21 protein-coding genes, 1 tRNA gene and 1 pseudogene are annotated in these 22,559 nt (G+C 58.5%); 11 read left to right on the top strand and 12 right to left on the bottom strand.

Annotated elements, in window-relative coordinates; translation table 11 throughout:
* Positions 1-149: 149 nt before the first annotated feature.
* Positions 150-1,589: a sensor histidine kinase gene (locus VGM61_RS16195; RefSeq protein WP_331523910.1), complete on the top strand. Its 1,440-nt coding sequence runs from the start codon at positions 150-152 to the stop codon at positions 1,587-1,589.
* A gap of 19 nt (positions 1,590-1,608) precedes the next feature.
* Here VGM61_RS16195 and VGM61_RS16190 read toward each other — a convergent pair whose 3' ends face one another.
* Positions 1,609-2,271: a response regulator transcription factor gene (locus tag VGM61_RS16190; protein WP_331523924.1), complete on the bottom strand. Its 663-nt coding sequence runs from the start codon at positions 2,269-2,271 to the stop codon at positions 1,609-1,611.
* Positions 2,272-2,481: 210 nt separating this feature from the next.
* Here VGM61_RS16190 and VGM61_RS16185 point away from each other — a divergent pair, with 210 nt between their 5' ends.
* The 4 genes from VGM61_RS16185 (at position 2,482) to VGM61_RS16175 (ending at position 5,169) form a co-directional block, all read left to right on the top strand.
* Entirely contained in the window at positions 2,482-2,892 is a 411-nt protein-coding gene (locus VGM61_RS16185; protein WP_331523909.1) for a hypothetical protein, read from the top strand.
* Positions 2,893-3,367: 475 nt separating this feature from the next.
* Positions 3,368-3,532, top strand: coding sequence for a hypothetical protein (locus VGM61_RS16180; protein ID WP_331523908.1), 165 nt, complete (start codon positions 3,368-3,370; stop codon positions 3,530-3,532).
* A 663-nt stretch (positions 3,533-4,195) separates the two neighbouring features.
* Complete coding sequence (locus VGM61_RS19565; protein WP_414694904.1) at positions 4,196-4,726, top strand: DUF6228 family protein; 531 nt, start codon at positions 4,196-4,198, stop codon at positions 4,724-4,726.
* Between the two features lie 71 nt (positions 4,727-4,797).
* The gene (locus VGM61_RS16175; protein WP_331523907.1) at positions 4,798-5,169 is read left to right on the top strand and encodes a hypothetical protein; all 372 of its coding nucleotides are present in this window, start codon (positions 4,798-4,800) and stop codon (positions 5,167-5,169) included.
* A gap of 64 nt (positions 5,170-5,233) precedes the next feature.
* On the opposite strand, the gene VGM61_RS16170 is transcribed toward VGM61_RS16175, so the two are convergent.
* A complete protein-coding gene (locus VGM61_RS16170) occupies positions 5,234-5,716 on the bottom strand; it encodes a VOC family protein (protein ID WP_331523905.1) in 483 nt (160 codons plus the stop codon).
* Positions 5,717-5,837: 121 nt separating this feature from the next.
* On the opposite strand from VGM61_RS16170, the gene VGM61_RS16165 reads away from it, so the two are divergent.
* On the top strand, positions 5,838-6,779 hold the full coding sequence (locus tag VGM61_RS16165) for a hypothetical protein (protein ID WP_331523904.1): 942 nt from the start codon (positions 5,838-5,840) through the stop codon (positions 6,777-6,779).
* Positions 6,780-6,820: 41 nt separating this feature from the next.
* On the opposite strand, the gene VGM61_RS16160 is transcribed toward VGM61_RS16165, so the two are convergent.
* A complete protein-coding gene (locus VGM61_RS16160) occupies positions 6,821-9,307 on the bottom strand; it encodes a protease pro-enzyme activation domain-containing protein (RefSeq protein ID WP_331523903.1) in 2,487 nt (828 codons plus the stop codon).
* Between the two features lie 671 nt (positions 9,308-9,978).
* Here VGM61_RS16160 and VGM61_RS16155 point away from each other — a divergent pair.
* On the top strand, positions 9,979-10,797 hold the full coding sequence (locus tag VGM61_RS16155; RefSeq protein ID WP_331523902.1) for a GIY-YIG nuclease family protein: 819 nt from the start codon (positions 9,979-9,981) through the stop codon (positions 10,795-10,797).
* 25 nt (positions 10,798-10,822) lie between these two features.
* Here VGM61_RS16155 and VGM61_RS16150 read toward each other — a convergent pair.
* Positions 10,823-10,948, bottom strand: a pseudogene (locus VGM61_RS16150) (transcriptional regulator); the annotation flags it as partial.
* A 122-nt stretch (positions 10,949-11,070) separates the two neighbouring features.
* Entirely contained in the window at positions 11,071-12,363 is a 1,293-nt protein-coding gene (locus VGM61_RS16145) for a carbohydrate-binding protein (RefSeq protein ID WP_331523901.1), read from the bottom strand.
* Between the two features lie 430 nt (positions 12,364-12,793).
* Here VGM61_RS16145 and VGM61_RS16140 point away from each other — a divergent pair, with 430 nt between their 5' ends.
* The 3 genes from VGM61_RS16140 (at position 12,794) to VGM61_RS16130 (ending at position 14,917) form a co-directional block, all read left to right on the top strand.
* The gene (locus tag VGM61_RS16140; protein WP_331523900.1) at positions 12,794-13,399 is read left to right on the top strand and encodes a hypothetical protein; all 606 of its coding nucleotides are present in this window, start codon (positions 12,794-12,796) and stop codon (positions 13,397-13,399) included.
* A 73-nt stretch (positions 13,400-13,472) separates the two neighbouring features.
* Positions 13,473-14,753, top strand: coding sequence for a serine--tRNA ligase (gene serS, locus VGM61_RS16135; protein ID WP_331523899.1), 1,281 nt, complete (start codon positions 13,473-13,475; stop codon positions 14,751-14,753).
* Positions 14,754-14,827: 74 nt separating this feature from the next.
* Positions 14,828-14,917: transfer RNA gene (locus VGM61_RS16130), tRNA-Ser, on the top strand.
* Positions 14,918-15,122: 205 nt separating this feature from the next.
* On the opposite strand, the gene VGM61_RS16125 is transcribed toward VGM61_RS16130, so the two are convergent.
* Genes VGM61_RS16125 through VGM61_RS16115 form a run of 3 tightly spaced genes read right to left on the bottom strand, consistent with a single transcriptional unit; the run spans position 15,123 to position 16,766 of the window.
* On the bottom strand, positions 15,123-15,383 hold the full coding sequence (locus VGM61_RS16125; protein WP_331523898.1) for a hypothetical protein: 261 nt from the start codon (positions 15,381-15,383) through the stop codon (positions 15,123-15,125).
* A 7-nt stretch (positions 15,384-15,390) separates the two neighbouring features.
* Positions 15,391-16,383 (bottom strand): caspase family protein, encoded by a 993-nt coding sequence (locus VGM61_RS16120; RefSeq protein ID WP_331523897.1) that lies wholly within the window; start codon positions 16,381-16,383, stop codon positions 15,391-15,393.
* A gap of 11 nt (positions 16,384-16,394) precedes the next feature.
* Positions 16,395-16,766: a TIR domain-containing protein gene (locus tag VGM61_RS16115; protein WP_331523896.1), complete on the bottom strand. Its 372-nt coding sequence runs from the start codon at positions 16,764-16,766 to the stop codon at positions 16,395-16,397.
* Between the two features lie 628 nt (positions 16,767-17,394).
* On the opposite strand from VGM61_RS16115, the gene VGM61_RS16110 reads away from it, so the two are divergent.
* Complete coding sequence (locus VGM61_RS16110) at positions 17,395-17,931, top strand: YfbU family protein (RefSeq protein WP_331523895.1); 537 nt, start codon at positions 17,395-17,397, stop codon at positions 17,929-17,931.
* Positions 17,932-18,171: 240 nt separating this feature from the next.
* Here VGM61_RS16110 and VGM61_RS16105 read toward each other — a convergent pair whose 3' ends face one another.
* The 4 genes from VGM61_RS16105 to VGM61_RS16090 all read right to left on the bottom strand — a co-directional run.
* Complete coding sequence (locus VGM61_RS16105) at positions 18,172-19,713, bottom strand: hypothetical protein (RefSeq protein WP_331523894.1); 1,542 nt, start codon at positions 19,711-19,713, stop codon at positions 18,172-18,174.
* Positions 19,714-19,749: 36 nt separating this feature from the next.
* A complete protein-coding gene (locus VGM61_RS16100) occupies positions 19,750-20,088 on the bottom strand; it encodes a hypothetical protein (RefSeq protein WP_331523893.1) in 339 nt (112 codons plus the stop codon).
* Positions 20,085-20,624, bottom strand: coding sequence for a hypothetical protein (locus VGM61_RS16095; protein ID WP_331523892.1), 540 nt, complete (start codon positions 20,622-20,624; stop codon positions 20,085-20,087). The genes VGM61_RS16100 and VGM61_RS16095 overlap by 4 nt, the downstream gene beginning before the upstream one ends.
* Before the next feature lie 182 nt (positions 20,625-20,806).
* Positions 20,807-22,559: DUF3732 domain-containing protein (locus tag VGM61_RS16090; protein WP_331523891.1), on the bottom strand; the 1,753-nt coding region annotated here is incomplete at its 5' end.

The raw sequence follows: 22,559 nt of genomic DNA, 5'->3' as shown, positions 1-22,559 counted from the left end.
TCAGTTTGTGCCCAGCCCCTGACGGGACTGCCCCTCGGCACCAGCGCCCACATGACACGCGTTCGTGTGGTTCTTCGAGATTAGCTTTACATCCTTGCGAAAGTCACACACGCTCAACTGGCTCAATTCTCACCGGCTTCTCACCACGCATGATGTCGCGCATCCGAACCTGGCTGGGCAATACACCGATCACCGATCCGGTCGACCGGCGCAACGCGATGTTCATGCAGCTGTTGCTGGTGTTCGAAGGCCTACGCATTCCCGCCACCAAGCTTTATCTCTTCTCGCTGCACTGGTCGTACCTGCAGGAACACTTCTATAGCAAGGCCCGCATCGGGGCGCCGGCGGCGCTTACGATCGACATCGGCACGGACCTGGCGATGACGGTATCGGCCTGGCTGGGTTTCTACCTGATCCGTGCCGGACGCTTCCCGCTGGCCGTGTCGCAGTATGTGGCCACGATGCTGGGCTCCGGCGCCGTGGCCTACGCCGCGTTCGGCTACCACGCCACTGACGGCAACCTTACCCTGATGATGATCCTGGCACTGAGCGGCATGATGCTTGGTCGCAAGGCCTTGTGGCTTACCTATGCCGCCATTGCGCTGATCCTGATCATGAGCGTCGATCCGCTCAAGGCGTCGGGGGCGAGCCATGTGCCCTCCCTGGTGCTGGATATCTACAACCTGCTGCCGATGCGGGCGCTCACCAGCTACCTGCTGATCGCCATCATCGTCGACCGCAGTATCTACGCCTTGCGCGAAAGCCTGCTCGAATCCGACCGACGCCGCCAGCAACTGGTGGGGGAGATCGCCGAACGCGAGCGCACGCAGGAACAGCTGCTGCACTCGCAGAAGATGGATGCGGTGGGCAAGCTTGCCAGCGGTGTCGCTCACGATGTCAACAACGTCTTCGACATCATCCTTGGCTTCTCGACCGAGCGTGACCGCCTGCAGCCGGACGAAAAAAGGTTGGACGACAACACCCAGGCTGTCGCCGATGCACTGGAAGGCATCGAGCTGGCGGCGCGCCGCGGGACGGCCGTGGTCCGCAAGCTGCTTAACTTCAGCCGGAGCGACGTGACCCACACCGAGGTGTTCGATGTGGTCGCCACCTTGCGCGACCTCCGGCCGCTGATGCGGCAATTGCTTCCGGCGGGCTGCCAGCTTGCCCTGGAATTGCCAGCGGACACGTGGACGATCCGCTTCGACCGCAGCCAATTTGAACTTGCCATCATCAACCTGGTCACCAATGCGCGCGATGCCATGCCTGATGGTGGGATGTGCACGGTGTCGCTCCAGGCCGGACACAATAACGTGACGCTGAGCGTGCAGGACACCGGCATGGGCATGTCCGAGGCCACCCGGGTCCGGATCTTCGATCCCTTCTTCACCACCAAGCCAGCCGGGCAGGGCACGGGGCTTGGATTGAGCGTGGTGCATAGTCTTGTGGCGCAAGCTGGTGGTCACACCTCGGTGCAGAGCACGCTGGGGCAGGGCACGTGCATCCGTCTGCAATTGCCGCTGGCTGTGCCGCCCGACCAGGCAACGATCCGCGCCCCATGGCAAGCGGCTGCCGCAAACGGGCCGTAACCGCGTCTCGTGGTGCCAGTCAGGCTTCCAGGATGTAACCGGTGCCGTGGACAGCATTGAGCGGGAGCGGCTCGCCCAGCGCGGCCAGCACCTTGCGACGCAACCGATGCACCATCGAATCCAGCCGGTGGGGATCGAAGGCATGGATGTCGTCGGTGAGCACGGAAATCAGGTCCTCGCGCGAAACCACTTCGTCGGCATGTTGCAGCATGGCCTCTAGCAGGCGGCGCTCGCTCTTGCTTAGCATCACGCGGGCACCGGAGGGTGAGAGAAGGAACCACTCATCGGGGCTGAGCGCCCACTTGCCGCGCGCGACCGAAGGGGAAGGGTGCAGCCGGCGCGCGACGCTATAAAGCGTGGCCACCAGCACGTCGATCTCGACGGGCTTGGACAGGTACGCGTCGGCGCCCTCGAACAGGCCACGTACCCGGTCTACGCTGTCGCCGCGGCCGGTAAGCATGACGATGCCGGCATCGGGCATCGTCGCGCGCAGCGACCGGGCAACCTCGAAGCCGTCGGCGTCGGGTAAACCGACGTCCAGCACAAAGATATCCGGCGGCCCTTGCCGCACAGCTTCGCGTAACTGGGCGGCGCTGCCGGTAGCCACCACCTCAAAGCCGAACTGCGCCAGCTTTGGCGCCAGGATGCGGTCGCGGAGCAAGTCGTCGTCTTCCAGGAGCACCAGCCGCAAGGGGCGTCCCGGCCCGGTAGGATCCGGGTTCAATCTCGTCACAACATGACCTCGGCTCGCTCGGGCCAGAAATGTGGTCCCAGGCGTCGAGCTTGCCTTCCTCCGCATATGAAATCCAGCAGAAGCGCTCATCCCAGAAAATCGGTAGCATCGGGCCCTTCAGACGTGGGCAAATCGCGCTGGTCGACAAAGGGGGCTCACATGTATCCACGCATCATAAAAGCCTTGTTGCCGAAGCGGATGCCCCATGCCATGGGCCTGGTCGCGATGCTTGGCCTGCTGCCGGCCATGGCCTTCGCATCTCCTCCGCAAGGCGAGTGGCGGGGCATGATCAAGCAAGCGAACACTGATGTCGCCGTACAAGTGAGTTTCCATGGTCAGGCGGCGGACTTTCATTTCAATGCACCTTTTACGTGCGATGTGCCGGCCTGGTTCGTGAAGGACGACGGCTTCTCGAATGTCTACAGCTTTGCCGCATCCAAGCATGGTGGCCGCTTCTGCGACGAACTCTTGGGCCGCAAGCTCACGTTCTTCATGGCTTCCCAAGGTCGCCTGACGACCGCATTCGATTCGGCCAATGCCAAGTGGCACGGCGTACTCAGCCAGCCGTAACTCAGGGAAGGGGCTCGGCGCAGGCGTCAAGATCTTGCGATTTGCTTCGGCCGCTTCTACTTCCGATGATGGAGACAAATGCGCCGCAGAATGCTTCTGGCTCGAAGCAGACATTGTCGATTCGAGGTACTTCGCCTTGATTACGACTTAGGGCAGAACTTCAAATGGATAGGATTTTATTGATGAAATGGTGGCGGGCGTTCTGGAGCGGGTTCGACACAAGGGGGATATTAATTTCTCTTGCGTTTTTCGCATTACTTGGGTGGAGCGTCACCACCCACTCTAAACTTCTCAGCATCATAATGGGGATCATGTACCTGTTATGGCTGGTCGTAGGCTCTGCGGTGGTTACTTGGCGTAGGTGGCAAGCTGGAAGTCACGACGCAAAGCGCTAGCTCAGGCTGCATGCGACCCAAAGCGGCCCCAGCGTACGAAGTTCAGTTGCTAACACCCGGTCGAAATCAGAAGAATTGCAATGAAAACACTCCTTGAAAACAACCGCGCCGTACTTGATGGGCGCATTGCGATTCTGCAAGAGCAGATAGACGAACTGCAGACCAGGCTTCGGGAGCTGATGGATCAGCGTCATGCATTGGATGATTTGGAACCCGCAGTTGACCCAGGCGCGCTCGATGAATGACGTTGCGTCAAAAATGGGGATTCATTTGCGCAGTCGGCCTTAGCTTCATGCCGATGAAAGGAACTGCCGCCGCGATTGATTGGCCCGATCTGCCCAAGGTATGTTTCGTCAGCGGCCGTCCAGCCACTTCCGCTGACCTAAACAGGGCTGCGCAACCTTCATGCTAGACCAGACAAAAGCGGGCCGGACAGAAATTTCCGACGGAGTGCCCCTGGGCATCGACATCCCTCAATACGCGTGGCTCGTTGATGAAACGTCTGGCATGAGGACGCCCGTGATCCTGATACAGGCAGAAGAAAGTGCGGGGATAAAGACCATCGGCTACAAAGAAGTGAACTCACATTCCCTGGGGGTTGCTCTTCTAATTGACATGATTCTTTTAGGCAGGAAGAAGCCAGGTCACTAAGGACGGTGTATTACGCCCCTCCGGAACGAAGAGGTCATCGATCCAGAAGGACCGCGGCAACGCTAGGGGCGTATCGTAGAGTTGAAAAAGGGGGCGGGGAGCATGAAGAAACATCGGCGGTCCCAGAAATGGTTGATCGCGGTCATGGGGGTCATGTTCCTTCTAGCCGTCATCTTTTGGATGTATGCGGTAAGCGGGTTTTCGTTGGCATTCCTCCATTGTGATGCAACTTTTTCTCTCGACGCCAAGCTCCTTCGATGCCGAAGGCCGGTGATCTTCCTTTTGCTGTTCTGGGCCTGCGTTATTGCTGGCGTCGGCTTAGGTGCTACGGCGCTGTTGCGTACGCTGATCAGAAGGCGAAGGTCTTAAGTATGGGATCCATCAGCTTGGAGAGCTGCGAAGTGTTTGCTATTCATTCTTCTTCGTCTTCGAGGGTGCTTCGATTCCTTGACCGAAAGGGCGACTCGTTCATCGTAGAAATCGAATCGTTCAATGTTACGGCGAGGCAATCGGTATCAGCTTTTGCTGTCTATGAAGATTTGCCTGGCTGGATGGAAGACTTGGCCACTCACAAAATACCTTGGGTGGACTCAAAGGACTGGGCAACTCTTGAGGGAGATTTCATTATTTCCGCTACGTGTGGCTCAAGTGGATTAGTGGTATTTAACGTCAGCCTTAGGGGGTGCCCTGGCGGTGCCGAGGAATGGCGGGTATCGGTTGGGCTGAGCAGCGAGCTGGGGCAATTGCAGAACCTTGCCAGGGCTGCACGTCAATTTTTCGAGGGCTAGCCTGCCTAGGCCGTCACTAAGCGTCGGTTCTCGGAGTCTCGCCCGTTGTCGATAGAACCTTGCAGGACAACATGGAAATTACCCCGGACGACCTTAATAACGACTTCCTGACCAGTCTAGGAAGCGAGGCCATCGCGCTTCTGCACGGAAAGTTCTTCGACAGGCTCATCGATAAATTCGGGTACGCCGTCGCTTTCGGACGCGACCCCGCGAAGGCTCTCGAGGCGGACCTTGCTTATTGCCTTCAGGATGATGAGCAAGCCTCCGGTTCGGCCAGTCCTTCGATCGAAGTGAAGTACTTTCGACCCGGGCAATCCTTTCTGGTCGCAGTAGTGGACTGCGTCACGCAGTTTCCGGGCGGGAAGATCATCCTTTTGAATCTGATCGTCAGCGTGGGTAATTCCGGGATGCACGTCTGCATCGAGGGCGTTAGCCGCGCCTGACTACAGCGCCTCTGATCATCACGGCGCGAGCGGTCCCCCAGGGCCGCCCGCGCCGCACTGAAAACTAGGACGCGAGCGCCTTATTAAGCGCAGCCATGTCCAGCTTCTTCATCTTCATCATCACTTCCATCGCCTTGGAGCTGCCCGCTATCTCGGCGACGTTCTTCGGCACGATCTGCCATGACAGGCCGTATTTGTCTTTCAGCCAGCCGCAGACCTGGGCGTTGGGATCACCGCCTTCGCCGAGCTTCGACCAGAAATGGTCGATTTCCTTCTGGTCCTGGCACATCACCACCAGCGACAGCGCTTCGGTGAACTTGAACATCGGGCCACCGTTGATGGCTGTTACCAACTGGCCGTCGAGTGAAAACGATACCGTCATCACGGAGCCTGCCGGCCGTCCCGAAGGGCTGGACATTTCCTTGGGGTAGTGCGTGGTGCCGTGGATCTTGGAATTGGGGAAGATCGATACATAGAGCTTCGCTGCCTCCTCGGCTTTGTCATCGAACCAGAGGAACGGCGAAATACGCTGATATGGCTCGGCCATGACGACTCCCGTGAGTGGTGGAAAGGCTAAATATAAACGCGTGTTTGTGAATCTGTTTGACGAGATTTGCTGTCCATGGCAGTAAAGTGGCCTGAATACCGCTGGACTTTGCGGGAGACGCATGCGCATTCGAAGCTGCTGGTGGATACCGATGTTGGCCATGGCGCTTCCGGCCGCGCATGCGGCACGGGCACCGGCGTCCGATACGGTGCCGGGCCGTGGCGTGGCGGAGATCGAAGTGGTATCGCGGGACGCCACCACGTCGGCCGGCGAGCAGGCGCGACAGATCGATGCGATCTACAAGCGCCGCTTCAGGCCTTACCTCGATCCCGTTGCACTTGGCCGGACGAGCGATGCGGATATTCGGCAAATTTTCCAGGGCGCCGTGGACGCAGGCTTCTATACGCTTGAGAGGAACTACGCCCTGGACGGCGCTCATGCGCTGCAGCAACTTAAGATGCGCGGGCTGGCGACGAAGGGCGACTACGACGATCTATCGAGTCTTTTCATCCGCATGCGCGACACGGTGGATGCCCGAGAGATCGCACGGCAAGGCAAGTTACCAACCGACGACATACCTGATATCCAGGACATGACCGGTGGCCGTACCGGGCGCACGCTCATTTCCGTGGGTGAAGGCAACGCGTTGCTTCAGCGGCGATCGTTCAGCATCGATCAGCACGGCGTGCAGATGGTGGTGGTTTCCAGCCCTCATTGCCATTTCACGGTCAATGCGGTGGCGGATATAGCGAAGAACCCCGCGCTTGAAAAAGCCATGGCAAAGCACTCAACGTGGATCGTGCCGCCCTATGGAAGTTTCGATATCGCCGACACCCGCCAGTGGAATGTCGCCCATCCTGCCGAATCGATGCGACTGATCTACAGCCCGGATGAGTGGGCGGACATCGACACGCGGGCAACGCCCCAGTTCTACGTGTTCAAGAACGGTAAGCTGCAAAAGAAGATCGTCGGCTGGCGGGGCAAGAATACCGAGGACGAGTTGATCTCGACACTCAATCAACTCGGTGCCTTGGATCCATCCCAAAAGAAAGGGCCCGGCTAGGTCAGCCGGGCCCTTCCTGTTTACTCACCCGTTAAAGGGTGTCAGTTCCAGGTTGCCTTCAAGGTAACCCCCGTGAATGCGGCATACCCATTGAGCATGATGTAGTACGTACCCGCGGTAGGCGCGGAGGCGGTGCAGCTTTCGTTGTTGCCCGTGACATACGGGCGGCAGTCGTAGCTGCTGGTGGTGGGAGCGGAGCCCAGCTTGACGTAGAGATCTGCATCACCGGTGCCGCCGCTGATGGCGATCTTCAGGTTCCTCGCGCCTGAGGGAATAGCCACGGTGTAGTTGAGCTTGGCGTTGTGCGCTGCGGACAGGCCCGTTACCGCCACGCCGTTCTGCAGCACGTTGCCGCCACCGCCGCCACTGCTTGTCACTGTCACGGTCGACGACTTCGAATTCGTCGCGCCGCCGTTGTCGGTGACCGTTTCGGTAGCGGTGTAGCTGCCCGCGGCCGTATAGGTGTGGCTGGGGCTGGTGGCCGTGGAGGTGGTGCCATCGCCGAAGGTCCAGCTGTGCGAGGCAATGCTGCCATCGCTATCGCTGGAGCTGTCGGTGAAGGTGGCGGTAAGGCCGCTGGTGACGAAGCTGAAGTTCGCTACCGGTGGCACGTTGGTACCACCGCCGCCGCCCGTGGCCCAGTTGGCCTGGGCATAGGTGTTGAGCTTGGTGATATCCAGGCTGCCGTAGCCAGTGGCCTGGTCAAAGCCCGTGCTGGCGGTGTAGCCGTGGCTTTGATAACCGTTGTTGCCGGAGGTTACGTCATGCAGGATCGTGCCATTGGTGGGGAAGGCGCCGTAGAAATTCGATGCCGGGAAGCCGATCGTATTGTTCGCCGCGGATTCAATACGCGCCCACACGCCGACGAAGATCGGCGAGGAAAGGCTGGTACCGCCCACCTGTTCGGTGGAGCCATCCACGATGATCAAGGCACCCGACGACGATGCCGCGTCGAAGGAAATATCCGGGCCCACACGATGCGTGGTGCCGGAGCCCAGCGCCGTCTTCTGCCACGACGGTGCCGTCTCGAACAGGCTGGTGCCGCCGCCGGTCGCCCACAGGCGCTCGTTGGTGTATGTCGGCGGCCCGATTTCGGACAGGCCTTCGTTCCACACGGTTTCACCCGTCCATGTGGTGCCAGTGGTGGAGAGCGTGGTGCCGCCTACCTGGATCACGTACGGCGAACTGGCCGGCTCACTCACGCCATAGTGGGTGAGATCGATCTTCACCGTGCCGGCGGAGTTCGCCACATAACCGGGTGAGCCCGATTGTGGATCGGTGGACCACTGGTAAACGCCGGCGTCGCCGGAGCTCACCGAGAAGGTCTGACCCTGCGCCACGGCCTGCTGGAAGATCGCATCGTCCGCCGATTGCACGCCCGATTGCTCGGCTGCGGTTTCGTCTTCACCCAGTGACACGTTGATCGCCTTGACGATGTCGTCGGTGACAGCCCTGTTGTAGGTGGCGGTAATCCCCGCGTCGGTAATTCCCGAGCTGCTGCTGTTGCCATTGGCTGAGGTATAGAAGATCAGCTGCTTCACGCCGCCGGCCGTACCCACGATGTCCTGGCTGTCGAGCGACCATTCGCCGTTGCTTTCGTTGTCGTTGGCAAAGGTGCCGCTGCCCACGCGCGTTTCCAGCGTGTTGACGGTGGCGAGCCCCGCATTGGTGGTGAAGGTTTTCAGGTCCTTGATGGTCTGGGTCATCGAACCCCAGGTGATGATGCCCACCGCGGTGTTGGTGGCCGCAGGTACCGTGCCTGCGTTGTAGATCTTGGCGAAGTCCTGCGGGTTATGCGCACCGACCGTGCCGGCCGCCTGCGGGGTGGCACTGGAGCCGGGCACTACGATGTTCTCGGGGTGGTACACATGGTGCAGCGTGTGCTTCACCGATACGTTCTGCAGGCCCAGCACGGCGTTGACGGTATCGCCCAACGCCGCGGGCACCATGGCCGGCTGGTCGTTGGCGTAGAAGTCACGCCCGTCGGCAGTGAACGACTTCATGGTGGTGTGGAAGCCGTTGGTGGCGTTGGTGGCCGTGCCGTCGGCGGAAACCATCAGGTTGTTCGGCGCCACCTGGATGTTGCTGAAGCCAGCCTGCGTCAGGTGGGCGACCACCTTCTGCACCTGGGCGTCGGTGGGGGCGAAGCGCGCCTTGAATTGCGCCGGGGTCAGGAATTTGCCGAAGTTGGCATTGCCCTGCTGGTTCACCGCCGTGTTGAACGCGGCGAGGTCTTCCGGATTGCGCAGCTTCAGGCTCACTTCCACATGCAACGGGTGGCTGGGCGCTAGCGCCGTCACCACGCTGCTATCGATGTGCGGAGAACCGGTGACATTTAGCGTATAGCCGCTGGTAGCCGCGCTTTGTGCGGTAGCGACGTTGCTGACGGCGGCCGGCTGCATCGCGGCCCGTGTATTGGTACCCACCCAACTGTCCGCGGCATTCACCGAGAACGAAAGCACGGCCGAACCCACGGCCAGTGCGAGAAGCGTCTTGCGGAATGACTTGTTCGAACCCTCGATTTTCATTCGTAAGTCCTTATTCAACCCATAGACGTGCCGCCGGCCCTTGCCGGGCGGCTCCGGTACTTCGTAACGAGTACGGCTGCTTCGTCGTACGGAATGACGCACGTAGGCCCCCCAGCCTGTGCCCCTCCCGACATCGAGAGTGGGCAGGCCGGCCTTTCGTCAATCTTTCGAACCACATTCAGGTTGACGGTTCTGCTTAGCGCGTCATTTCTTGGGCTATCCGCAAACGATTACGCTCACAGATCAATTACATACGCCTGCCGTTTACGTGTAGGGCAAGCCATTAGGGGTCAGAGTCAATAGTGATCGCACCGACGGCCAACGGCCACTGATGAGTCAGAGAGAACATAGAGCCGTGTACCTGCCATCCCTGATATGCGCGGCCGCATGGTTGCGCTAGGTCACGAACGCCATGCGAGAGAAAAAAACTCTTGTAAAAGGCAACGGGTTTTGACTTGATGGAGGTAGCAAGAACCTATTCTGTCGATCGACTAAATATGCGGTGGACAAGTGGCACGCAGCGTTTGTCGGGCCGCCCGATGCATTTCGACTGCTGGTTGCAAAAAATACACGTTGCCCCGGTTTCGGATGTATGCATTGTGTAGATCACACGCATGCGAAGCGCGGGAGGCCACAACCGTATCAGGACGATTTCGAGGTTCGTTTAACCAATGAAGGGTTTCATTTACGCTCTGAAGAATAGGGCCTATGGTGATCATCTGATTAAGATCGGCCGCACCACAAGGCGACCGGATGATCGGGCAAGGGAGCTTTATAGCGGTTCAACAGGGGTTCCTGAGAGGTTCGATGTCGCGCTTTATTGTCAGGTGGGTAATTGTGAAGCCGCCGAGACGAGAATTCACGACATCCTGGGCCGTTACAGGCAAAACAAAAGTAGAGAGTTCTTTGTCACTTCGCTTCAGGTGGCTAAGGCAGTGATAGATCGCGTCTGCAGGGAGATAAATGGGCCCTATGGCAGTGAGCTTATAGGCGACTGCGTGGTTATCGAGCCTTCTGGGGTGGAATTGGAAGCGGAGTCGGAATCGGAATCGGAACGCCATGATGAGGCAAAGGGATCATTTCTCGTACCTCTGAAGAATCTTCGAGAGAGCCCCACGTTGAGGAGTGAACTTACGTCAGGTCAGATGGATCGGTTACATGTTGTCGTGGAGATAATGGGCGAGGTGTTCAATAGCAGTTTCGATAAGTGGGTTTCCGATTTTCGTCGGGACATGAGTGTCGAGCGAGAGCTTCGCATCTGGGAGTTTATTGCGAAAGCTTATTTAAGGGCGACCTGTCGATTTGTGCTGGATGAGAAGCAAAGAAGCGAAATCTTTGCTCTGTTGCTGGTCAGATCGTATCGAACGTCAAAACGCGTGCTGAGAGAAGTGAAGCTCAAAACCATGCCACTACGAATGGCTGAAATCGTTCTTGAGGGATACGAGGACAAGCCCCAGCCCCTCATCGTTTCATGGGCTTCACTGTCGTAACGAGCGATATTGTCTCGGGCATCTTGGCGCTGAACTCTCGCACCGGCGGCGGACATACAGCATCGAACTCGCGCATCGTCACTTTGTCGATCGCGCCGATTTCGTAGAGCGCTGCCATATCGGCGCGTAATGATTCAATGATCTTGCTCACAATGCACCTCAAGTCATACGTTGATCTTTTCGGACGCTAGCGTATTGCGTAGCAGCATCGCCCGACATAAAAAAAGGAGCGCCGTGCCTTCGCACGACGCTCCCTTCGGTTCCCCTGAGGAGTTAGCGGCCTAAGTCGCTGAGGAACCGCTTGGTGAACTGCAACGTGGTGGAGTTGATCGAGCTGCAAGTAGGCGAGGCGAAGCCCGTCGCGCCACCGGGGCAGGGAGTGTCGCGATCGAGCGACCAGAAGTGCACGCCAGCGAGTTTGTTGGTGGCGGCGTACGCAGTGATCGTGTCGACATCCGCCACGCTTGTGGTTTCCGACGACACATCATTCAAGCCCACCATCGGCGTGAGTTCGATTTTGCTAAACGGAATGCCGTAGGTGTGCTGCAGGTTCTTCACCGCCTGGATCGCGGATTGCCCCATGTTGCACACGCCGCCGCTCACCACGCACACGCCAGCGCTTGGCCCGCCGAAGTCCATCACCATCAGGTTGATGGTGTAGTTCTGCAGACTCGAGGCCTTCACCGCCCGGATCACGCTATCGCCCAGCGAGTTCACGCCGCCGAAGCTGCCGTCGGACGCGCCAAGCGTTGCGAGGGTGAAGGAGAAACGCAGGTTCGGGTTCACGCCTTGCGCATACACCGCGGCGGACACCAGTCCGTTGATCGTGGACGCCGACTGGCCGCCTTCGATGTCGAAGTCGATGCCGATCAGGTGGGACCCGGCGTACCGGTTAAGGAACTGCGCCATGCCGGCCGTGCTACCGCAGCTGAAGACGCCAGCCTGGCCACCGGTGGAGACGATGTAGCCCACACCCGCGCTATTGAGCCGAGCAATATTGGCCGTCGCGAACTGCGCACCCGGCACGCCGCCCCAGTTTTCGCTGCCACATTCACCGGTAGCAAAGGCAAGCGTAATGGCGCCAAGGTTCGGCACCTGCGTGGACACCAGGCTGCCGCTGCCAACCACCGGTATGCGCGTGCCGGTGACCAGGGTGGACATGATGTTGGTGTTCCAGTCCAGGTTGATGGTGATGTCCTTATAAGGACTGAACACCAGGGAGCCCGCGGGCGGCGGCGGCGGGGGAGGCGGTGGTGGGGGTGGTGGATCTCCACCGCCCCCACCGGTACACGAACCTTGCGACGTCCACGGCTGGCCCGAGCCGCTGCCGCCACTGCTGGTGGCCGGGTCGTTACCTTGCGTCCACCAGTTGGCGATGTAGTTGTTACCGTTCTCACTGGCGGTGTTGCCGCCGGTGTACACCTGGGTTGCGCTCCAGGCTGCTGCGCACGTGCTCGCCGCTTCAGCCGTCTGTACCGGCACGGCGGAAAGGGCGAGGGTGGCCAGCGCGGCGCCGAGCGCACTGGAAAGGGTGCCCAGCGCAAGGCCGGTCGTCTTGAGGTTCATGGGTGTTGCCTCCGGTATAGGTGTGCCGCCATGGAAGGAATGTCGGGCGACGCGCCATCGACTCCCCCGAGGCGCCCCTCACCGCCCGTGCCGCGTCCGTGCGCTTTGCCGCTAACCGAGAAACGTGACCGGTGTAGACCGGAATGACAACGTTGTCTATCGGCAATCAGGTGAAGTGTGATGCCGGTTGTGAAGACGCAACCGATTGAGTTCTAACCATTTATGCTGCGACGCAAGGCCAGATAATTACGAAACAGTCCACGACAGGCTTTTTCACGACGCTGCGCTGCAGCGCCCGTCAGCGGCGACTGTCAAAGCCAATCTTTGTCCGATTTGACAACGTTGTCGTCCCGCAAGGCATCCACGGACATGTTTTGCCCAGCAAATAACGCGCTATCGTCCGTGGCACCTTGGGAGAGGGGAGAAAACGATGCGTATCCTGATCGCTGGGATTCTCGGCGGGATCGTGATGTTCATTTGGGGCGCGTTTGCCCACATGGCGACACCGCTGGGGGAGGCGGGCTTTGCCCAGCCCGTGAACGAAGACATAGCCCTGGCCGCGCTGAAGGTGGCCTTGCCGCCCGGCAGGCACGCTTTCCTGCTGCCCTCGCCAGATCCCGAACACATGGGCGACGCCACCGCCACCAAGGCCCTGGCCGAGAAAACTACCCGCGAGCCGTTTGCTTTCGTGGTGTTTCGCAGCGAGCCGCGGGACATGACTGCCATGGGCAAGAACCTGGTGGTGCAGTGGCTAGGCGATACCTTGTGCGCCCTGTTCCTTGCCTTCGTGCTGGCCTCGGCGGCGATGAGCTTCTGCCGTCGGCTGATCATCGCCGGGCTGATGGGCCTGTTCGGCGTGATGGCCAACGTGTTGCCATTCGGTAACTGGTATTCGTTCCCTCCGGCGCTAGTGCACGGAACCTTCCTCGATCAGCTGGTGGGCTGGCTGCTGGCCGGCGCCGCGATGGCCTGGTGGCTGGGCCGCGGGGCGAAGTTGCGCGGGGACTACATCGCGTGCCGGGGCAAGGTGTCCTAAAACTGCGCGTTGTTATTTTATCAACAGGGCCAGATAATCCCCGGTCAACTTATTGATTTGACCGGAACTACCCATGCTGGATCCCGTGCTCCTGCGCGGGCGCCTGGCCGAAACCGCCGAGCGCCTTAAAACCACCCGCAACTTCGACCTCGATGTCGCTCAGGTCGAGTCGCTGGAGGCCGATCGCAAGACGCTGGCCACCGCCACGCAGGAACTGCAAAACCTTCGCAATACAAGGTCGAAAGCGATCGGCCAGGCCAAGGCCAAGGGCGAAGACGTTGCCGCCCTGATGGCCGAGGTCGCTGGCATCGGCGACAAGCTCAAGGCCAACGAGCAGGCCCTGATGGACGTGCAGGAAAAGCTCGCCGCCATATCCTTGCGCATCCCCAACCTGCCGCACGAAAGCGTGCCGGTGGGCAAGGACGAAACAGAAAACCAGGAAATCCTGAAGTGGGGCCATCCACGCGCGTTCACCTTCAAGGTGAAAGACCACGTGGACCTGGGAGTGCGCCACGGCTGGCTGGACGCCGACGCCGGCGCCAAGCTCAGCGGCGCCCGCTTCACGGTACTCCGCGGCCAGCTGGCCCACCTGCACCGCGCGCTCGCCCAGTTCATGCTGGACCTGCACACCACGCAGCACGGCTACCTGGAATGCAACGTGCCGCTGATCGTCAACGCCGACTCGATGCAAGGCACCAGCCAGCTGCCGAAGTTCGAGGACGACCTCTTCTCAACCGAAGTGGCAGAGACCAAGCGCTACCTGATCCCCACGGCCGAAGTGGCCCTGACCAACCTGGTGCGCGATTCCATCGTGGAAGCCGACGCGCTACCCATGCGCATGACGGCACACTCCATGTGCTTCCGCGCCGAAGCCGGCAGCTACGGCCGTGACACCCGCGGCATGATCCGCCAGCACCAGTTCGAGAAAGTGGAAATGGTGCAGATCGCCAGCCCCGCGCAAGCTCATGCGCAGCTGGAAGAGATGGTGGGGCATGCCGAAGTAACGCTGCAGAAGCTGGGCCTGCCGTACCGGAAGGTGCTGCTGTGCACGGGTGACATGGGCTTCGCCGCCACCAAGACGTACGACCTGGAAGTATGGCTACCCAGCCAGGACACTTACCGCGAGATCTCCAGCTGCTCGAACTGCGACGATTTCCAGGCAAGGCGCATGCAGGCGCGCTGGCGGAACCCGGAAACGGGCAAGCCGGAGCTGGTGCATACCCTTAACGGATCGGGCCTGGCCGTGGGCCGGACCCTGGTGGCGGTGATGGAGAATTACCAGAACGAGGATGGGTCGATCGAGGTGCCGGAGGTGCTGCGGCCCTATATGGCCGGGCTTGAGGCGATTGCCTGAGGCAAGGTGGGGGCGGGCACGGTACAATGGGCGGGTGAGACCCAGGCGTGCAATGCGCCTGGCTGGAAAAATACGGAGAGATGGCCGAGTGGTTTAAGGCAGCAGTCTTGAAAACTGCCGTAGGTGTGAGCCTACCGTGGGTTCGAATCCCACTCTCTCCGCCAACTAAGAGAGAATAAGCCCTGTCGAGGTCTTTTTCGTCAGGTGAAAGAAAAATGGCCCTAAGTGGCCATCGAATTCAATAGTCAATGCAAAGCGTTCGAACAACGCAAACGCGCTAGGAAGGTTGTGACAGCTTCTTGCTCGTGACCAGGCACGTCGAACGGAGCACTTTCCGGACGACGGTTCCACATGGTGCCGATGGTCTAGTTATTTCAGCGCTCTCGTGATCATCGGAAGATAGCGGGCCACCTGGTCGCGGTCGCTTTGTTTCTCTTTTTCTGACAGTTTTTCATATGGTGTCGTCATCTGCCGTTCCCATTTCTCCACGAGATCCGCGGGCAAGAGAAGGGAGCCATTTGACTGAACCACTCCCTGTTCGTGAACGTATCGCTGCCAGCGTGACCATCGGTCGTGCTCAATAGCCGCCAGCTCTTCCGTTAGTCCTTCGATGATTTCGTGAAGATTCATTGGCTTCCTAGATGAGGTTTTCTGCGACGAGCTTACGATAGTGCTGCCCTAGCACCGTCAGCTCGCAAGACTTGTTCTGCATCGCCGCGTGCCACATGTGGGGAGTGCCCACGGGTCGGACCAGATTAACCTTCACGTAGCGCTGTAGCACCGCAAACACCGCTGTTTTTGCGGGATCGGGTGGGGGGACAGTCTGGTTGTTGGTTTCGCCCCGAGCACGTTCTGGCTCGAAGGCCGGGTCAAGTTGGAACTGGAAGTCTGCTCTTGGGAAATGCGTGGCCAAGGCCTGTAAGTCCGCGAGAGAAATTGGGGGGTGTGCTTTTCTCAGTGACACAAACGTCTTCACATTGGTTTTAAAGACCGGGCGTTGCTGCCAAGGGCCGAGCGATTGGTCGATGTGCGCATAGACGCTGCCCGGTGTCACGTCACCCACGAGGTTGGCTGCGGCTCCGCCCAGCGCATCGACGACAAGTGTGGTGAAAACACCTGCACCCCCGCCGTCGACTTCCATTGCATATTGATCGGCGGTGGAGGCCGTGAGTACGGTCATGCCCTCGTTGATTTCGGCGACATGACCACCACCGGGTCGGTCGCCAGCAATTCCTCCATGGCAGCTGTCGAGGATAATCACTTTATTCCTCGCCGGTGACTCACGAGCAAGGGTCATTAGCTCCGCCAAGCTAAGCCCGTCGTCGCCGGATTTACACTCGGTGCCACACAGGTAGCCCCCAGTATCTTCGACGTAGCCGTGACCCGCGAAGTAGAACAGCGCGATTTCCGCGTCGTCGGCGAACAACTCCCGCGCTGCAGACTTTAAATCTGCCCTGGTGACAGGATCGCCGGGATTTGAAGAAACCATTAATCTCGGTGTGGCAAAGTTAACGGTGCCGTCGGCGTGGCGCTCAAGAACACTCTTGATCGAGTGGGCATCGTTGACGCAGCCACTGAGGGAGCTGATGTGATTGTAGTGATCAATGCCGATGATCAGTGCCTTTCTCATGACATCACCGCTTACAGACCGTCGATGAAGTCGGAGATATTCTTGTCAGTCCAAGAATATGTCGGGACGCCAGCCAAATCGGTCCGATCATTCGAATATGCCCAGATTCCGCGGATGGGCTTTTTCTCCTCCTTCGCGCACGCTATTTCCCACTTTTGGCCAGATGAATTTAGGGAATTCTTGCTGACCAACACAATCACACCATCTGAGCGTCGAATGCGTATGCGAACCTTCTCTTTCCAGTCTGCGTCGTAGGCTTCCTTGACCGACATGTCTGTGAACTCATAGGGCGCCCGGGGGCTGAGCGACTGTCCTTTGAGGAAGTCACGCATGCGTTCGTCCTCGATAGCGAACGCGATGAACACCACTTTCTTGTTAGCCATGTTTTTCCCTGTTGAATACATGCCATCTCGTTGCCGACGTCCACTCCGCAACCCGGCCGTTGCAGGTTCCATGAAAAAGCAGAAACGCGATGCTCGTATTCGGCAATCTTGGCACAGTTGTGATTTTACTCCTTGACATGTTGTTCATTTAGTGCTCCATGACACGACGAACGGAACTCCCGCTTGGGCGCAGCATGTATCTGGAAACTGTCAATTGGCGACACCGTGCCTGATGTTCAAACGCGCTTTTCGTTGCAGATTAGCGAGGGGCGGCGGCTGCACTTCACCAAGGAGCGCTGTATAAGAAGTCGAGTCGTTGCAGGCGAGTGCAACAGCGTGACAGCGGAAATGGGAGGGAAGTTGGCGAGGATGGGCCGTTTGGTAGCCGGTCGGGGTCAGATTCACTGGCGAAACTGGTCAGGTGCCGCTTCGAGTGTGGGTAGGTGGTAGAGCGAAAGCGCACTCATCACTGCGAGCAGTTCCTTCGTATCCTTACCTCCGATTTAGGGGGCCGCTCTATCCTGGCCGGCTCGCATATCTCCTGGCCGATCCCAAGGTCCTGCGGGCCTGAGATCGCTAGCGCTATTAGCTGCCCCGGATGAGGAATAACCAACACAGGGGAAGGGATATGCAGTTCACGAATGCGGAAAAGCTGATGCTTGTCATGATTGCAGAGATGCATCAGGCGTCGAGTATTAAGAACGGTATCAACAGCAAGCTGGTCCAAGATGCGCTGTGGAGCAACAATGACTGGGCCATCGGGTGGGATGTGCAGCTTCCATGGTTGCAGCGTGATGCAAACCCGCCGTACGTCAATCATGTTGTCGACGTCCTTGACATGTGGACTTTCATTGAGTCTGGCTATCGCGCACTTTCTCCTGACGATGTCAAGCGAGTTGACGTCGAAACGGGCTACCAAGGTGGCCCAAAGTTCTCCGGATTTGATGGGAACAACGAAAGCGAGGAGTACAGCGCTGCCCGGTTTTTGATCGAGGAAATGGGTCGTTTTAGCAGCTTCGTCGGCCGCGATTTGAATTCCCATAGCCCCACGATCGATCACAGTAGGCGGAGGTTGGCGGTATTTAAGTCAATCCGCGACGGCCTAGGGGACCGCAACCCAGTACGAATGAACGCAGACGAGATTATCGAGGTCGTGAGCACCTGACCCGCCCCATCGACAACGTTTCGCCTGCGAGAAACTTCCATCTTAGGATTGGGTGTAGGCCGAATGAGTGCGGCGGATAGACAAGCTATCTGTTCGTCGATTAATTAAGAATCGTCACCTATCTATGGCTACCGAACTCGCACCGGATCATACTAGCCAAGCGCTCGCTACTAAAAGAGGCCCTTAAGGGCCCCTTTTCTTGTCAAAAGTAGGTTTTTTCTCATTGCCTTTACCGGCATGTCACTCCCAGACGCGGCTGATGCCTTCCCACGGAAATAGCCGGTCCAAATCATCCGGGAAGAGTAGGTTGCTAGCGGCAGCAAGTTCGGTTATGAACTCTTGGCGGACGAAGGTCTCGAGGCTCCACTCGCGGAACTGCGGTTGACACATCGGCCCGAGGATCTCTCCGATGTTTCGCTGGTTGATGACCTGAGCGACCATTTCAAGCTCCCGCACCGAGGCGATTTGCCAGGGCATATCGTCAAGGAGCTTCAGAGGAATGCCTGCGGTCATCATGCCAGTCCTTACGTGCTGATCCAATCCTTCGCGTACCGCAGAGCCAAACAGGTAAAGATCATCAAGCGTGACCAGCAGAGGATAGACTGGTAACCCATCATCGTTCCAGCTGGTAAGGCCGTTCTTCGCATCGATGATGTTCTTATAATGTTGCACGATGGCAGTCGCGAATGTCCTAAGGTCGCGATCGAGAGCGTCGGCATCGGTCAGCATTTTCGCGGCGAACGCGAACCGCTTCGTCTTGCACTCAATGAATACGTGTCCCGTCGCGTCCGACAGTATCCAATCGGTTCCGTGTTTGAGCCTCGCTTTCAGTGGCTGGTAGGGCTGCTCCTTGGATACCAGAAAGCCAGGAGCGGTGCAGGCCTTTTGCAGAACTTCACCGACATACACCTGGAATGCCGGACCGAAGGCGTCCGAGAAGCCTGGCATCTTGACGAGGTCGAAAAACACGCCGTTCGTCACGCGGTCAAATAGTAAGCGTGGAACAGGGCAGAGGAGGCGCTCGGGGTGCATGGGGTCAACGCGGATGAGGGGGGTTTGCGCGAGCTCATTAAATGTAACGAGCCATTCTCGATCATACGACTGCCGTGCTTTCATGCGATGCCGGAGTGCGAGCACGTCTGCTGCCATCTCTTCGAAAAACCGCCGTGATGTATCCAAGGGGATGCCAAATTCTGTGTAGTCAGTCAACGCATTCATGTCGTGCCGGCGGAGAAAGTTAGCCTGCAAGGCAAAGCCGAGACGCAGCAGCTGCATCATCGTCATGCCGATTCGACGAATGAGCAGTGCATCGACGGCGGGCTGACCGAAAATCTTGAATGCACGCACAAACGTTCCCAGCGTGAGGGGTTGTTGCATCGGAAACTGGTGGTGGGACTGGCGATGCAATTCCCACATGATGTCTTGCGTCGTCCGGTCTTTCGCTGCCGTCCTTGCCATCCTCTCGTCGGCGCGCCTGATTTCGTTGGCAAGCTCCGCTAGACCATTCCAAGTCGAAAGGTCCTGGTCTCCGCCGCCTTCGAGCTGGGCATTGAGAATGATTTCTCGAGCCAGCGTCGACATCTGGAAAGGATAAAGCATCCCTTTGAGCTGTGCGCCCAGGGGCGCGCCTCTTGCCCACTGCCAGGACAATGTTTGCCCATCGATGATGTGGAGGCTATAGGCCCAAAGTGCAACAAGGCTCGGGAAAAGGTCGTAACGCTGCGCGCGGTTCCGTACGGGCCGGTAGAGTGTGTAGAGGGCATTGTTTTGCTGAGCGGGCAACGGCTTGATCCTTTAACCGGGTGTTCTATTCGCGCTTCAAGGGACGGCTCGTGGACCAGGCCAGCTGTCTGCTGCCATTTCCGATGCGAGGCTTGAAGGCAGGAAGCGCCGCACAGACGTTGCAGCAGAAAACTGGGCTCCGAGTGCTAATCTGACCACGTAGAGGCGGGTAAATCCTGACGGGATGTAGCGGCTCTCCACATAAGGCGGCAAGGTGCCGATGAAGTTGAACAAGAGGTTGTCTTCTGTATAACGAGACTCTCGGGCAAGGCGGTGAGATAGGCGCTTTAGATCGTGGCCCTGCGGTCCTTTGAATTCGTTTGCGGCAGCTCCGAGGGCTACTAGTGCGCCCTTGAGCGCGAGTTCAACCGTCATGCAGATGTTCTGCAGAGCGGAGTCAGCATGAAAGGCGCTCGAAAATTGCCCCGGTAATGCCTCGATATTTGAGGCTCCATCTGGAGAAGTCCCTTCGATGCGGGCGTCTTGGCTATCGCGCGCTGTGCCCCGTGAGAAAAGTAGTGAAGGTCGGCAAAGGCGTAATGATAAGCGGCAGCAATGCCTGGGTCGCCCCGGCACCATTTTCTCCACGCTTCTTCTGATTCGAATGGACCTGCTCTCCAGGGTTCGAAGGGACCAGGCGAGCCGAAGACTACAGGAAGCACAAGATTTACAACCCGGTCGATCGATGCGACTAGTCCAATGCCTGATCCAGGCCAAGCATTGTCGCTGTCGGAAAACAGCGCTCGGTACGCATCAATGATCTCAGTTACTGCTGGATTACCACCCGGAACCATGGCGAAGTTGGGGCCGAGTAGATCCAATGCCGCGCGCATCGGACGTGCATGACGAGCAACGCCTTCGATGGCGTACTTCTCGTCAAGGTCATAAAGTTCTCTTTTTCTCCAGCGCATGTTGTGAGCTTATGCAGGTATCTAGTGTAGTGTCGGGGGCATCTGACACTCGTAACAGTGTCATGACCATCCGAGGCAATGTGTGAAGAGCGCTTGGAGCATTGCGAGTTTCAGCGTGGACACATTTGCACGTGGCTGCACTACTGGAGGAGTAGAGCATGGACTGGGGTTTTGCCCATCCCTTAGTCTTCCTCAAGCCACGCCACGGGTACGAGCTTCTGTCCGTCACGCCAACGCTCACATAGCTCTACTCCTAGCAAGTTGCCCCATACCTCGCCGTCGGCATGGTCGAGGACGATGACCTGCAGCGGGGCCTCGGCATGGGTGACCACTTCGCCGAGCAACTTGAACACCGCACGCACGGCCTCGACGTCTTCGTCTGGCCAGCGGACCGCCGTGTCATCGGCGCCCGCGTCATTTTTTTCGGTTGCGCGCTTGGGGAAGTAGACCTGACTTGGCTGGTCGTAGATAAGAAGACTTGGTACGCCGTGATTCGGAGTACGCGCGAAGAACTGCTGGAGCGCTACAGTGATGGCGACGTGATAGGCGAGCCAGTTGGCCCCGGAACCGATTTCCCAAAGGAAATGTTTGCGGCCTTCGCGTTCGACCTCGACGGTGAGCTCGTGGACATTCAGCCGCACTGGAGAGCTCTTCCATTCACCGTCAAGGTTGGGAACAAGATCGCCAGTCAGGGCTTCGATATCGCCGAGAGCAGCATCTAGTTTGCGCTTGGTTGCTCCATCGTCGATTTCGTTCCGGAGAGCGACCTCGCGCACGGACAGTGCTTCGATCTCAGCTCGCAGTGGCCCTGTGTGATCGGCATCATCATACTGGCTTAGTGCTTGCTCGAGCCTGCCGAGAAAGCGTTCTGCGAACGCGTGCCGATCCCCTAGTGCCTTGGTGTCGGTTGATGAGCGCTCATAAACAGCAAGCTCCTTTCGTGCACTGGTAAGTGCATCTAGAACGGACCCTAGGGCCTCTCTACGCTCGCTCTCTTCCTTGTCTAGGCTTCCCCGAACAACGGGCTGGGTGCGAACTTGCAATTCGATGGTGCCAAGGGCGCCACATAGACGATCTAGCAGCATCGAGTCCGCAACGCGTCGCTCAAGCGGAGTGTCCTGCTCTTCGAAGTGATCGCGGAGCCAAGTCGAAAGACCGAGGCGCTCTCTCTGTAGTTCGAGCGCTCCCCCGAATCGTTCTGAGCTCTCGGTAAGATGCCGGATTTCGAAAAGCCGTTGTTTGTGCTCAGCTGCATCGGAAGACAGGCGCCTAATTTCCACCCTGAGGAAGGTTATACGTTGGAAGGTCGATTCCATCCCGGGGACGGATGGTGCCGCCGGTCGATGTGGTGCTTCGGCGACCGCCCTAAGTTGGCCGAGAATGTCGGTCCAAACGTCCGGGATTCGGGTCTGCGGTACAAGGCCAAGCTCAATGGCTTGCTGCAGCCAGCTCCGCCCCTCCGCCGCCCAGCGATCGGCCGCAGACTCGATGTGGGTAAGGTCAGTCTTCAGTCGCTTAAGTTGCCGCTGGATTTGTATCAGTTCCTGACGAGCAGAAAGTGTCCTCGAGTTTATCGCCCCTAAGACATATGGAAAGATGGTCTTGAGACGCTCGCGGTGTTCCGTCGTATCGGCTTTGAAGAATAAGACATCTGGATTAGCCACAATGTTTTGCGGCTGGAATATGAAAGCCATGAGGTCTCGGAAACCAACGCGGGCCTTAAAACCAATTTCAGTGTCAGCTTCGAAACGGAGATTCGACAATCCGGCGAGGCGGTTCAGGAGATCCTTGACTTCGTCGAGTGTATAGTTTTTTTCCGGGATTGTAGGAGGTACCGTGATTGCCTGGTCCTGCAGAACAAAGCAATCACCCTGTCGGCGGACGTCCCCCGGCTCACGACGTGCAAAGAGGACCTCGCCAGCCGTCGTGTCTACA

Origin of the sequence: Pinirhizobacter sp., assembly GCF_036499745.1 — a bacterium.
In the GTDB taxonomy this organism is placed as follows: domain Bacteria; phylum Pseudomonadota; class Gammaproteobacteria; order Xanthomonadales; family Rhodanobacteraceae; genus Pinirhizobacter.
This window is presented reverse-complemented; position numbering and strand designations above follow the sequence as displayed.